The 13,461-nt window shown below is 35.2% G+C and carries 10 protein-coding genes; 5 read left to right on the top strand and 5 right to left on the bottom strand.

From position 1 onward, the window contains the following. The first annotated feature begins 12 nt into the window (after positions 1–12). Positions 13–681 carry a bifunctional 4-hydroxy-2-oxoglutarate aldolase/2-dehydro-3-deoxy-phosphogluconate aldolase gene (locus KO493_RS07865; RefSeq protein WP_216067392.1) on the top strand — a complete coding sequence of 223 codons (669 nt, stop codon included), beginning with the start codon at positions 13–15 and terminating at the stop codon, positions 679–681. A gap of 99 nt (positions 682–780) precedes the next feature. Here the strand turns inward: KO493_RS07865 and KO493_RS07870 are convergent, their stop codons facing one another. The 5 genes from KO493_RS07870 to KO493_RS07890 all read right to left on the bottom strand — a co-directional run bounded on the left by KO493_RS07870 (position 781) and on the right by KO493_RS07890 (position 9,813). Then, entirely contained in the window at positions 781–2,268 is a 1,488-nt protein-coding gene (locus KO493_RS07870; protein ID WP_216067393.1) for a G-D-S-L family lipolytic protein, read from the bottom strand. A 10-nt stretch (positions 2,269–2,278) separates the two neighbouring features. Then, the gene (locus KO493_RS07875) at positions 2,279–5,083 is read right to left on the bottom strand and encodes a TonB-dependent receptor (RefSeq protein WP_216067394.1); all 2,805 of its coding nucleotides are present in this window, start codon (positions 5,081–5,083) and stop codon (positions 2,279–2,281) included. A 206-nt stretch (positions 5,084–5,289) separates the two neighbouring features. Next, a complete protein-coding gene (gene glmS, locus KO493_RS07880; protein WP_216067395.1) occupies positions 5,290–7,143 on the bottom strand; it encodes a glutamine--fructose-6-phosphate transaminase (isomerizing) in 1,854 nt (617 codons plus the stop codon). A 128-nt stretch (positions 7,144–7,271) separates the two neighbouring features. Beyond that, complete coding sequence (locus KO493_RS07885; RefSeq protein ID WP_216067396.1) at positions 7,272–8,981, bottom strand: DUF4270 domain-containing protein; 1,710 nt, start codon at positions 8,979–8,981, stop codon at positions 7,272–7,274. A gap of 22 nt (positions 8,982–9,003) precedes the next feature. Then, complete coding sequence (locus tag KO493_RS07890) at positions 9,004–9,813, bottom strand: glycogen/starch synthase (protein ID WP_216067397.1); 810 nt, start codon at positions 9,811–9,813, stop codon at positions 9,004–9,006. Positions 9,814–10,001: 188 nt separating this feature from the next. Here KO493_RS07890 and panC point away from each other — a divergent pair, with 188 nt between their 5' ends. The 4 genes from panC to KO493_RS07910 all read left to right on the top strand — a co-directional run bounded on the left by panC (position 10,002) and on the right by KO493_RS07910 (position 13,436). Beyond that, positions 10,002–10,853, top strand: a complete 852-nt coding sequence (gene panC, locus KO493_RS07895; protein ID WP_216067398.1) for a pantoate--beta-alanine ligase — start codon at positions 10,002–10,004, stop codon at positions 10,851–10,853. A gap of 13 nt (positions 10,854–10,866) precedes the next feature. After that, complete coding sequence (gene panD, locus KO493_RS07900; RefSeq protein WP_216067399.1) at positions 10,867–11,217, top strand: aspartate 1-decarboxylase; 351 nt, start codon at positions 10,867–10,869, stop codon at positions 11,215–11,217. A gap of 4 nt (positions 11,218–11,221) precedes the next feature. Further along, positions 11,222–12,181, top strand: a complete 960-nt coding sequence (locus tag KO493_RS07905; protein WP_216067400.1) for a lysylphosphatidylglycerol synthase transmembrane domain-containing protein — start codon at positions 11,222–11,224, stop codon at positions 12,179–12,181. A 109-nt stretch (positions 12,182–12,290) separates the two neighbouring features. Then, entirely contained in the window at positions 12,291–13,436 is a 1,146-nt protein-coding gene (locus tag KO493_RS07910) for an alpha/beta hydrolase (RefSeq protein ID WP_216067401.1), read from the top strand. Positions 13,437–13,461 lie beyond the last annotated feature (25 nt).

The raw sequence follows: 13,461 nt of genomic DNA on the forward strand, positions 1-13,461 counted from the left end.
AAAAATAATAAAATGGCACAATTTTCAAGATTAGAAGTTGCTCAAGCCATGAAAGAAACTGGAATGATTCCTTTATTTTTTCATAATGACATTGAGCTTAGTAAAAAAGTATTAAAAGCTTGTTACGATGGTGGAGCTCGTTTAATGGAGTTTACTGCTCGTGGTGATTTCGCTCACGAAGTTTTTGGAGAATTAACTAAATATGCTATTGCTGAATTACCAGGAATGATTATGGGTGTTGGTTCGGTAACAGATGGTGCTGCGGCTTCATTATATATGGCTTTGGGTGCTAACTTTATCGTTACTCCAGTATTGAGAGAAGATATCGCTATCGCTTGTAACCGTAAAAAAGTACTTTGGTCTCCTGGATGTGGTTCTTTAACTGAAATCGCTAGAGCGGAAGAATTAGGATGTGAAATCGTAAAATTATTCCCTGGTGATTTATACGGACCAAAATTCATAAAAGGTATTAAAGGGCCTCAACCTTGGACTAGCATTATGCCAACTGGTGGTGTTTCTCCAACTGAAGAAAACTTAAAAGGATGGTTTGATGCCGGTGCAACTTGCGTTGGAATGGGATCTCAATTAATCTCTAAAGACATTATCGCAAATAAAGATTATGCGAAGTTAGAGCAAGATGTAAAAGATGCTTTAGCAATCGTACAAGCGGTTAGAAAATAATGGCATTAGTTTAATTATAATGCTTTTAATAAAAAAAAGGTAGTGATTTAAAATCACTACCTTTTTTTTGTGGATTATTTAGTAAGGGAAGCCCCTATTTTATTCTAATGTTGGTGAGTATGCAGTTGGATAATCTCCAGCCTTCATAAGGTTGCCTGAAGCTTCAAAATTTGAACCATAGGTTTCGTCAATTGCTTTTAGAAAAGTATTCCCCATTAACGCATAACCTCTTGCGGTAAGGTGTACTCCATCTAAACTTACCAAGCCTCCAAAAACTAAATCTGTATTTAAAAAATAGTCATCAAAAGCAATACCGTTTGTTGAGGCCTCTTCAATCACACTTTTTAAATCGGCTACAGCTAAGCCTTTCGCTTGAGCTACGGCTTCAATACCAAGGTTGTAGCCCATGGCTGCATCGTTAATGTTATTTTGTTCTTCTGGCGTAAGCACGAAATTATCGCCCATTGGCGTTGAAACTCCGACACCTTTTGGTATTTCAGAAGAAGCAGTAAGAAGAATTAAATCTTCAGGTGTTGCTTGTCTTAAATTGACTAACGCAGGATTTAATGCTGTTAAATCTCTTAAATCTTCATCCATAATAACCAAGGCATTGTTTGGTGCTTCTGCAAACGCAATGGTACGTTTAGCTATTTCTTCATCAGCCATTTCTTGGGTAAGCGGTGTATTAGCAACGAGGAAAGCATAAGCTTGTGTAATCCCAGCATTGTATGCTCCATAAGCATTCATGCTGTTTAAGTATGCCGCAGTAGCTGCATCTAAAGGCACGGGGTTATGGCTTACCGTAGTGAAATGAGAAACACTTAAAATATCAGGTACATTTGCAATTACACCTTTAGCGCCATTAGCGGTTAATTTATCCACAATAATTCCTAATGAGCCATTAAATGTAGCTACATCTGTAATAGGATCAGAATCGTCACCTCCAGATAATGCATAACCTAATACATCGGCTGCTCCAATATCTGATAAGGTGAAAAAAGTTGGGTTTTGAGCTATAGCATCATCAATAACTGTGGCGGTTGGAGCCGATGCTATTCTGGCGTAATATGGGTTTGCACCTGCGTACCCTGGGGCAATAAAATGAAAGCTCCTTGCTCCTGGGATTCCAAAATTATTAAAGTCACTTCCAATATTAACCCCGGCTTCTGTGGTTATAGGTGGAACGGGAGCACCCAATCCAGCTAAAAATTCATTTAAAGGTTGTGGTCCAGGAATTTCGCTATTAAAGGTTAAACGGTAGCCGCGAACTGGGGTGCCACCAACCAAAATACCACCTGTATTGTCACTAACTAGTGGTTGAGTAAAATCACCACCTCCAACTTTTTCAAATTGTGAGGCTAACATGTTAGGGAATGAGTTTTCTTGTCCAGCAATAAATAATCCGAAATCAGAGTAGCCAGCTGTAAGGGAAGCTCCCACCGAGACATATTTTTCAAAATTAGCTGTACCGGCTTCTAATTCTGGTGCCGTTTCATTATCCACAGGAGGCATAACATCTTCTGGTGAATTACACGCTGTAAATCCAAGTACAACAAGGATTAGGCCTATATATTTAGTTTTAATCATGATTGTAAGTTTATAAGTTGTTAATTGTCCAAGAAATGTAGTACATAGAGCCGATATATCCAGTTCCATAAGCTGTGAAATACTCATCTCCTAATAAGTTGGTTGCACCTAATTTAAAAGTAGATTTAAAACTAGGAATGGTGTAATTTATTTGCGCATCCATCACATGGTATTCAGGAACTAACCCGTCACCAAATGTAGATTGCCAATAGTAATCATCACTAAAGCGATACGCAATATTGAAACCAAAGTTTTTAAATAGGTTGGTATTTCCAAAGGTTGCTTTGAATTTATGCTCTGGCGTATTGAAGTTTGTTACAAAGTCTGGGTATTTTTCTTGGTCAAAATCTAGCTTAGCAAAAGTGTAACTTCCGCTTAAATCATAGTTTCCGAATATTTTTGTTGAAAGACCAATTGAAGCCCCATAAGAATTAACTGCTGCTTTAGAGTTCGTGTAGGCATTATAAGTAATGTCATCCCCTCTATTAATGGCATCGATAGATAATGAATTGTCACCAACCTGTCCATATAATGGAGCGACCACATATTCTTGAGAAATAAAATCTTTATAACTGTTGTAATAAGCACTAAAATCGATAGTTAATCTTTTTAGTTTTCCTCTATATCCAATTTCTGCAGAGGTCACTTGTTCAGGTTTTATTAGATCAGGATTTGAAACCACTAAATCATTTGTATTACCTGTAGTTTTGTATGTTAAAACAGAAGCTTCTGAATATGAATTATTGTATGCAGCTGCACCTGTTTGTGTTATTACACTAGGTTGTCCTGCATTTTGTCCGCTACCACTTACATTGTAATCGCCAGAATAACGATCTAAATTGTCAGGGGATGAGCCAACTAAAATCGCTCGATTAGCATCTAAACCAATAAATAAATCTTGCGTTGTAGGATTTCTAAACCCAGTTTGAACCGAAGCTCTAAAGTTATGGTTTCTATTTAATGTTAAACCTCCCGATAATCTAGGAGAAAAGAAACCATCGAAAAATTCAGACTTATCGTAGCGTAGAGATCCTGTTAATTTTAATTCTAAACTTTCGTTTAATTCGATGTTTTTCTGAATTTGAGTATATACGCCGTATTCAAAATATTCAATAGGGCCATCGTAATCTGTGTAAATGGTTCCAAAAGAATTTAGATTGTATTTTCTGTAAGAACCACCAACTTGAATTTCAGCGAATTTAATAATTTCACTAAAGTTGTAGTTACCATCCATGTGGTAGTATTTTGAAGCATCTTGGAATTTAGACCCTGTTGTTAAATCGGGATCGTTTATACTTCTATTGAAAGCAGCAATATATTCAGGAGTTCCAGGTTCGAAACGACCTGTTTCAGCTTGGGTACGGGCAGCTGAATGTGCCTGGGTATCATTGGCACCTGCTAGTGTGGATTGAATGTAAGTTCCTGCATATTCTGCGAACCAGTTTAAATCTGGTTTCCAAGCTCTATTAATGTTAATGCCCGTAAAAACCATATCGTATGAATCACCGGCTTTATCGGCAACAACATAACTTCTTAAGAAAAAATTTCTATTACGAATCTCAATTTTATGTTGTTCTTGAAAGAAATTATCAATGTTGTAGCGATTTAAACCTTGATAAATTGTAGTACCAGTACCTACTTTACCAACATAGGAAATTTCAAAATCATTCTCTAATGGACGGTAGTATAAACCCCAATCGGCTTTAATACTTCGCGCTTCATAGTTTGTTAATTCACTTTCGTTATAACCTGTTCTACTTACATCAACAGAAGGAGCTAAGGCGCTAGCTCCGGCAGGTAAATAAGGTTGCCCAGTACCTGGGTTAATAGCCGATTCTAATAGTATGGCTACTTGTCTTAAGTTTTGAGAAACTTCATCACCATAAACATTTACACCGTTATAGTTTAAATTGGTCCCTCGTGTACCACCTTCCATATTTCTATCTTCTACGCTCGTCGCAGCCCAGTCTGTACCTTCTAGATATCCAAAATTAACTTTAGCCGCAAATTTTTCACTAAATTTATGAGCTACACGAATGCTTAAATCGGTATAAGGGTTGGTTCCTGAGGCTTCTTGAGAAGTGTAACCTTTTTTTATAGAAGCACTAATTCCTCCATGGTCAAAAGGGTTTTTACTACGCATAAATAAAATACCATTAAAGGCGTTGGCGCCATATAAGGCTGAAGACGCTCCTGGTAAAAGCTCTACACTTAATACATCGGTTTCAGTCATACCCACTAAATTACCAATTGGAAAGTTTAGTGCCGGAGTTGAATTGTCCATACCATCAACAAGTTGCATGAATCTATTATTCGCAAATGTTGAAAAACCTCTAGTGTTGACCGATTTAAAAGTTAATGAGTTGGTGTTTACATCGACTCCTTTCAGGTTTTCTAGACCGTCATAGAAATCGGCTGAAGCCGTGCTTTTTATGTCCTTTAACCCAAGGCGTTCAATTGTTACAGGCGATTCAAAGATGCGTTCTGGTGTTCTCGAAGCCGATATAACAACTTCATCCAAAGCTGTGCCTTCAACTAAAACAAAATTGATGACTTCGTTTGCAGTGGTAATTTCTTTTGTTAAGGTTTCAAAACCCACACTACTTGCTTGAATAGAGAATGGTGGATTTTGGTTATAGGTTAAGGTGAACTTTCCGTCAAAGTCGGATACCGTTCCTACGGTCGTACCTAAAACGATGATATTTGCTCCAGGAATTGGTAAACTTGTATCGTCGACTACAGTTCCTGTAACGGTTGTCTGGGCACTTGTTAGGTAGCATACAAACAACAAGAGAAGTGGGAGAGTTTTTTTCATTGGTTATGTTTAGTTTAAGTTTAAAACAATATTGCGCAAAAGAACGAAATATAGTTGATTGCTAAAAATATAAAAATATATGCGCGCATAGTATTTTTATACAAAAAAATGTGCAATTTATTATGGAATAGTCAAATACGCCTATAAAAAAAGGTCGAAACATTGAAATGTTCCGACCTTTTATAAAGTATAATAAGATTTGTTAACTATTCTACAGTAACCGATTTTGCTAAATTCCTTGGTTGATCAACATTCTTATCCAACATAACAGCTATGTGGTATGATAATAATTGTAATGGAATTGTAGTTAGAAGTGGAGAGAGCGATTCTAAAGTTTCGGGAACTTCAATAACATGATCGGCAAGTGCTCTTACTTGTGTGTCTCCTTCTGTTACAATACCTATAATTTTTCCTTTTCTAGATTTAATTTCTTGAATATTGCTTACTACTTTTTCATAATGCCCTTTTTTAGTAGCGATAACCACTATAGGCATATTTTCATCAATTAATGCGATAGGACCGTGTTTCATTTCTGCAGCAGGGTAACCCTCCGCATGAATATATGATATCTCTTTTAGCTTTAATGCACCTTCAAGAGCAACAGGGAAATTATATCCACGTCCTAAGTATAGAAAGTGATCAACATCTTTATAGATGTTAGAAATAGTTTGAATATTAGCATCCGATTCTAGTGCTTTTTCAACTTTATTCGGGATCATTTCTAGTTCAAGAAGATGTGTTCTAAAGTCTGAACTGCTAATAGCTCCTTTAGCTCTGGCTAACCTTAAAGCGATTAATGTCAATACCGTAATTTGAGTTGTAAAGGCTTTTGTTGAAGCAACTCCAATTTCTGGTCCAGCATGTGTATAAGCACCTGCATCTGATTCTCTAGCGATTGATGAACCCACCACATTACAAACACCAAAAACAAAAGCACCTTTAGATTTTGCTAACTTGATTGCTGCTAAAGTATCGGCAGTTTCTCCAGATTGAGATATAGCGATAACCACATCATTTTCAGTAATTACGGGGTTTCTATATCTAAATTCTGAGGCATATTCTACTTCTACAGGAATTCGAGCTAAATCTTCAAAAATATATTCTGCAACTAATCCAGCATGCCAAGAGGTTCCACAGGCCACTATGATAATACGGTTAGCGTTTAGAAATTTCTTCATGTTGTCTTCAACACCTGCCATTTTAATAATAGCTTCATTTCTTAATAACCTACCACGATAAGTGTCTGTTATGGCTTTAGGTTGTTCATGAATTTCTTTAAGCATGAAGTGGTCGTAACCACCTTTTTCAATTTGTTCTAAGTTAATTTTTAATTCTTGAACATAAGTATCGACTTCAGAATCATCTTTAATTTTTCTAATTTTAATGCCTTTATGGAATCTTATAATTGCCATCTCTTCATCTTCGAGATAAACAGCATTTTTTGTGTATTCTATAAACGGAGAGGCGTCGCTAGCGATAAAAAATTCATCCTCATTATCACCAATTCCTATAGCTAAAGGACTTCCTAAACGTGCTACGACAATTTCTTCGGGTTTGTTTTTGTCAAAAACAGCAATCGCGTAAGCGCCTATAACTTGGTTTAGGGCTACTTGTACCGCTTTTCCAAGTTTTAAATCGTCTTGCTTTTGGACTTCCTCAATAAGGTTAATTAAAACTTCGGTATCTGTGTCAGATTTGAAAGTATAGCCTCTAGTTAATAATTCTTGTTTTAAAGATTCATAGTTTTCAATAATTCCATTATGAATAATTACTAAATTCCCAGAATTAGAAACGTGTGGATGTGAGTTTACGTCATTTGGCACGCCGTGTGTTGCCCATCTGGTATGACCTATACCTACATTCCCTGTTTTTGTAATTTCTTTTTCAGCAATCGCTTCTAGATCAGCGACCTTTCCTTTTGTTTTAGATACTTTAAGATCTTTACCGTCAAAAAGAGCTATTCCGGCACTGTCATAACCTCTATATTCTAAACGTTTTAAACCTTCAATTACAATAGGGTAAGCCTCTCTTGGGCCTATGTATCCAACAATTCCACACATATTTTTTCTTTTTGATATTGACTTTGATTATTACAGACAAATATGTGAAATAATAACTTATCAATCTTATTTATTATATGAACTTTCAATTTATACGATGAAAGTCACTAATAAGGTTATACTTTAAATTAATCTTTAGCTTCGGAAGAGAATATTTTTAACTGTAACCTTTTTTTAGGATCAGTGTTTTGAGTACTTCCGTAGATTATTGTGCCTCTAGGTGATAAAATAGAAGCCCTTGGAACGGTTGTAACCGTATCTCCACTATCAAGAATTTCCGCGTTATCAGTATAATTAACATTGTTAGAAAGCACTAACCCAATTGTAGTAGGTGTGTTTTCTGCTATAGAGTCGGTAAATAAAATATTATTTAAATGTTGTGTAAGACGAATTTTGAAAACCCCCGTGTCATTTCTTTGTCCTAGACTAATAATTTTAGAATTTAACGGGTCTGAAGTATTTGTTGTGGGATCAATACTATAATCTAAAGTTGTTGAATTACCCTTTATGTCATAGGCATAAATACGATCGTAGGTGTGATAATCCTCTACGCTTCCTGTTGGTAAGTTATCCAGTTCTGTGAGCACTAATTGAGCCTCATTAATAAGTTTTTTAAGCTTATATCTGTTCGTGATAGGGTCTTTTACATAGTCTCCATTATCATCCAGTTGTCTATAGTTTTGCTTGAAGCAATCGATAGCGTCTAAATCTAAAATACCATCACCATCACAATCAACCTTTCCACTAAAAATTTCAACTACGGCCATAGACCCTTCTGTGCCTTTTAGGTGTAATTCATTGTCACCTAAAATTTTGTCACCATCATAAAGCGGTATGCTGTAATCGTTAACAAAAGTATTTAAGATATTGCCAGAAAAATTCATGACATAAGTTTCTTGAGTTCTACTACCATCTGCTCCAGAAGTATAATACATGGTTATGTTGGCGGCAGTTGCTGCAATATTTAAAAGTAGCATTGAGCCATCATTGGTGTTTGCTTCAGCTTTAAAATAAAGCCCTCTAAAATAATTTTTAAAGTTACTTTGACTACTTAAAACCGGATCTCCTTCCTTATCAATAATTACCGATTTCCAATAATCATTATCTAATAATTTACGAAGTGCAGGTCCTGATTTTGTTGCAACCTCATCATCGCCATCTCCAACTGTTGTTATGGTAGCCAAATTACTTGGCTTAAAAGCGGCGTTACTATAAATGGGATTCGATATGTTATCAATATGATCATCAAATTTAATAACCGAAGTCCCGTTAAGGGCAGAATTTTCAGTGCTACTACCGTTGGAGTAATACTTTTGTGAAACGTTTTCTGGATTGTTAGGGTCAAAATCTCTTAAGAAATAATTACTTCTATAGATGGTAAGTTTAATAGGGGTGTCATTGTCTCCAAATAAAGAATCTAATCGGTATTCTGGATTGTTATCCTCGTCATAACTTACTACGGTGTTATAGTACGGAATGTTTAAAACCACACTGTCTACAACTGGATTCTCATCAAATTCTGGTGAAAAAGTTGAAGGTACGAGTTGAGACACAATGCTTGCTGTAGTTAAACCGTATGAAGGATCGTTAAATACACCTAGTAAATTCCCTGCGGTTGCAGAAATACTGGTTGTACCAAGATTATTAATTTGTAACGAATCTAGTTTTTTATTATAAGCGGTAACCGACCAAAGCGAGTCACCTGTAGTGAAATCTGAATTTTCGTCGCCCAGAACATCACTTTCTATAACGCTATAATCTTTATCGCAGGCAATAAAAGCACTAACCAAAAGAAGAAAAACAACAGGAATCTTAAGGGAATTGATTGTCTTTTTCATATAATATAAATAACTTTGATGTTTAGCTTAAAACGGTATCGTTGAAAAATGTTGTATAAGCTTCACCAAATTCATCCTTTGTTTTATACTCTAAAATAGGTTTGTCTGATGCTTTTAAGTAAGCGTTTAAGTCTTCCGGAATAGTTTCAGATCCAATAATTAAGGCGTCTGAATAATCTATTGCAACTTTCATTAAGTTTGTATAGGTCGGTTCTTCAAGCGGTTTTACAGCTTCGTCATCAATATTATCAAACTTAATTTTGTTTATCATTTCTTCATTTAGTGAACCACTAAAACTTTGGTTATAAACAGAAGTTACAATTTTACTTTCGCTAAATAGCGGCTCGTCCTTGTAGTATTCTTTAAAATAAAGAGGTAATAAGGAAGCTAGCCATCCATGTACATGAATAATGTCTGGAGCCCAGTTTAATTTCTTCACGGTTTCAATAACACCTTTTGCAAAGAAAATCGCACGCTCATCGTTATCTGGGAATAATTTTCCAGCTTCATCTGTTAACGTAGCTTTCCTTTTGAAATATTCATCGTTATCAATAAAATAAACCTGAATACGCTCCTTTGGAATAGAGGCTACCTTAATAATTAAAGGCATATCAAGATCATTAATAACTAAATTGATACCAGATAATCGTATAACTTCGTGTAATTGGTGTCTTCTCTCATTTATATTGCCGTACCTTGGCATGAATATTCTAATTTGGCCACCTTGTTGATTCACCATTCTAGGTGCTTCAAATGACATAGAAGAAATTTCGGTTTCAGGTAAATAGGGCACTACTTCAGATGATACATATAATATCCTCTTATCTTTCATATGATGGTTTTTGTTGACTTTAAATAGCCTCTACTTCACGTAATCATTACATGTTTCACGTTTTGTCATGAAACTTTGTAGAGGTGTTACTTTTAGCAATTGAAAATAAAAAACACGCAAAAATACAAAAATTTATGCAAATTGGTTGTAAAATCTTAAGTTTGCACCCGTTAATTTTATATTAAATAGTGGAAGTTTACTCAGAAAAACAACAAATTACGTTAGCCCTCGATGCAGTAAAGGCAAAAAATCAATCGGTAGGATTGGTGCCTACTATGGGCGCCCTACATGATGGTCATTTGGAATTGGTTAAAAAGGCTTTATTAGATAATGACTCTGTTGTAGTGAGCATTTTTGTGAATCCAACGCAGTTTAACAATAAAGAGGACTTAGAGAAATACCCAAGGACATTAGAAACCGATGTTGCACTACTTGAAGAGGTAGACGCAAACCGAATTATGGTATATGCTCCTTCCGTTGAGGATGTTTACGAAGGTAATTTGGTTTCTCAAGAATTTGATTTCGATGGATTGGAGTTTGAAATGGAGGGTAAATTTAGGGCTGGACATTTTGATGGTGTTGGTACCATTGTTAAACGATTGTTTGAAATCATTAAGCCTAATAATGCTTATTTTGGTGAAAAGGATTTTCAACAGTTGGCGATCATTAAAAAAATGGTTGAAAAACATGACATGCCTGTACATATTGTGCCATGTGCTATTTATCGAGAAATGAATGGATTAGCTATGAGTTCACGAAATGTAAGGCTTAAGCCTGAATTCAAAGAAGCGGCACCATTTATTTACAAAACATTAACAGCTGCCAAAGCTAAATTTGGCATAGAAAGTGCTGTTGAGGTGATGGAATGGGTTGATAAACAGTTTTCTATGCATAAATTATTGGATTTAGAATATTTTGTTATTGCAGACGAAGACACCCTGAAAACCGTATCAAAAAAAATAAAATTTAAAAAATACAGAGCTTTTATCGCTGTTTATGCTGATGACATCAGACTTATTGATAATATCGCTCTAAATTAATTATCTTTGCCGCATGCAAATTCACGTAGTAAAATCTAAAATTCATAGAGTTAAATGCACTGGTGCAGAACTCAATTATATAGGCAGTATAACCATTGACGAAGACTTAATGGAAGCTGCTAATATTATACAAGGCGAAAAAGTTCAGATTGTTAATAATGATAATGGTGAACGTCTTGAAACATATTGTATTCCCGGACCTCGAAATACTGGAGAAATCACTTTAAATGGTGCTGCAGCAAGAAAAGTTGCCGTTGGAGATACGTTAATATTAATAACCTATGCGATTTTGGATTTCGAGGAAGCAAAAGGATTTAAACCTGCTTTGGTATTTCCTGATGAAGCGACAAACTTGTTAAAATAAACGATTGAACCAGAATATAAAAAATCTTTTAAAGATTACACTCCCACTATTGTTGGGAGTTTTTTTAATCTGGTATTCGCTGTCTAAAGTTTCCATTGATAAATTATTGATTTATGCTAAAAACGCAGATTATATCTGGATTGTTTTTGGCATGTTTTTAGGACTTCTAAGTCATATTTCTCGCGCATACCGCTGGCGATTTATGTTAGCTCCCATGGGGTATCATGTGAAATTTGGCAATAGTTTTATGGCTGTTTTTGCAGCTTACTTGATAAATTATACCATACCTAGAGCTGGCGAAGTAGCTCGTGCTTCATTGCTTTCTAATTATGAAGGCGTTCCTTTTGAGAAAGGTTTTGGAACCATAGTGGCCGAACGTATAGCAGATATGATTGTCATGTTGTGTATTATGACCATCACACTTTTTTTGCAATTCGATTTTATATATGGATTTTTAATTCAAAAATTTAATCCTACTAAAGTTGTTTTAGCCATGGTTGTGGCTGCTGTTTTGTTTGTGATAGCTTCAATATTCATTAGAAGAAGTAGTTTGAAAATAGCTTTAAAAATTAAAAGTTTTGTAAGCGGATTAGTTGAAGGTGTGCTTAGTATTTTTAAAATGAAAAATAAATGGGCGTATATTTTTCATACCCTTTTTATTTGGAGCATGTATGTACTTATGTTCTACACCACTACTTTTGCTATTAAGGAATTAGGAGTAGTTTCTCCTGGTGCTATATTAGTTGGTTTTATATCAGCAAGTTTTAGTATCGCAGCAACAAACGGTGGTATTGGGTCTTATCCGTTAGCGGTTTTTGCGGCTTTTTCGCTTTTTGGAATCCCGGAGGAGCCTAGTATCGCTTATGGGTGGATCATGTGGGCGTCGCAAACATTTGTTATAATTTTGTGTGGCGGTTTATCATTAATATACTTACCTATTTATAATAGAATAAATAAAAAGTAATTGATTGTCAAGTGGTATTTTAATCTACCATTACTTGGTGAAACTTTGCTTTTAAACTCACCGTTTATTTATTACCTTGCCCCATCGAACCAAAAACCAAATAATTAAGATGAAACACCTACTTTTTATTTTATTGTTTACCATATCAGGTACTTATATGGGAGCGCAAGTTAAGTATCAAAATTTTCATTCTTCAAAGTTAGGGGAAGATCGTGAGCTTAAAATTCAATTGCCACGAGGTTATGATAAAGACAATAAGTCTTATCCATTAATTCTTGTTTTGGATGCCGATTATATGTTTGAAGCGGTTGCAGGGAACGTTGATTATTTTTCTTACTGGGAAGATATGCCGGCCTCCATTGTGGTGGGTGTGAATCAGTTAAATAAACGTTATGATGATTGCATGTACTCTGAACAAAACTCATTACCGATAGATTCTGGTGCTAATTTTTTTGAATTTCTTGGTTTAGAGTTAATTCCTCATATTGAAAAAACGTATAGAACCGGCCGTTTTAAAGTTGTAATAGGGCATAGTGAGTCTGCTAATTTTATCAATTATTATTTATTGAAACCACAGCCATTATTTCAATCGTATGTTGCGATTAGTCCAGATTTAGCACCAAATATGTTGGATTATTTACCTGAAGCCTTACGTAAAGTGCAGTCTAAAACGTTTTACTATTTAGCGAATACAGATAAAGATTCAGAGTCTATAAAATCGATGACCGATGCTCTGAACTCAGATATATCTGGAGTAGAGAACGATCTTTTAGTCTATAATTTCAATAATTTTAAAGAGCCTTCTCATTATTCGGTGCCAACGAACGCTATTCCCGTGGCATTGGAGAAGATGTTTAAAATTTACCAGCCTATTTCTAAAAAGGAGTATAAAGAAGTGGTGTTAAAATTAGAAACATCACCTGTTTTATACCTTCAAGAGAAGTATCAAGAAATTAATGATGTTTTAGGTATTGAAAAACCTGTTTTAATTAATGATTTTAAAGCGATTGCTGCTGCTATTGAGAAAAAGGAGGCCTATGAATATTATGAAGCATTAGGTAAAATGGCTAGAGAGGCTTATCCAGAAACTTTGTTAGGGGGGTATTATATTGGTCGCTTTTACGAAGAAACAGGAGAGGCTAAACGTGCTATGCGAACCTATCAATCGGCTTATACTCTAGATGAAATAGCGGGTATAACAAAGGATGATGTCATGGATAGAGCCGATTTAATAAAGGCAGATTTCGGATTGTAATTAATTTGTAAACTTTTGTTTTAAA

Source organism: Pseudotamlana agarivorans (genome assembly GCF_018860245.1).
Classification (GTDB): domain Bacteria; phylum Bacteroidota; class Bacteroidia; order Flavobacteriales; family Flavobacteriaceae; genus Pseudotamlana; species Pseudotamlana agarivorans_A.